The organism is Neisseria sp. P0021.S007 (assembly GCF_051956855.1).
Map to the genome: position 1 here is coordinate 1 of NZ_JBQCXA010000588.1, position 666 is coordinate 666.

General features: G+C 49.5%; 1 protein-coding gene and 1 pseudogene. Both read right to left on the reverse strand.

Annotated features, from left to right (window positions below; all coding sequences use genetic code 11):
- The coding region (locus tag ACTHUR_RS14785) for a GTP-binding protein (protein ID WP_440399350.1) at positions 1–438 on the reverse strand (438 nt) is incomplete at its 3' end.
- Positions 439–570: 132 nt separating this feature from the next.
- Positions 571–666: pseudogene (locus tag ACTHUR_RS14790) on the reverse strand (5'-methylthioadenosine/S-adenosylhomocysteine nucleosidase); the annotation flags it as partial.

The following is a 666-nucleotide window of genomic DNA, read 5'->3' on the forward strand; positions in this document are numbered from 1 at the left end:
TTCCTGTTCCACGCGCTCGGGGTCGGCGGCAGGCAGGTCGATTTTGTTCAAAACAGGCACGACTTCCACGCCCAAATCAATCGCGGTATAGCAGTTCGCCACGGTTTGCGCTTCCACGCCTTGTGACGCGTCAACGACCAAAAGCGCGCCTTCGCAGGCAGAGAGCGAACGGGATACTTCGTAAGAAAAGTCGACGTGTCCCGGCGTATCAATTAGGTTAAGCTGATACACCTGCCCGTCGCGTGCTTTATAGTTGAGCGCGGCGGTTTGCGCTTTGATGGTAATGCCGCGCTCTTTTTCGATGTCCATGGAGTCGAGCACCTGCGTACTCATTTCGCGCAAATCCAAACCGCCGCAGTATTGGATAAAACGGTCGGCAAGCGTCGATTTACCGTGGTCGATGTGGGCAATAATGGAGAAATTCCGTATGTTTTTCATATTGTTATTAAGATAAATGCAATTAAAGTCGGAAAGGCCGTCTGAAAAAACAGGGATTCGGTTTTCAGACGGCCTTAGAATAAGGTTGAATCGTTCCGTATTCTAACGGAAATTCAACGTTTCTGCATGATTTTATAGCGATTTGACAATCTCGGTCACCATCTTCGCCGAGCTGACAGCCGCCGTTTTCAAAAACTCTTCAAAGCTGATGTCCGCTTTCTCATCTGC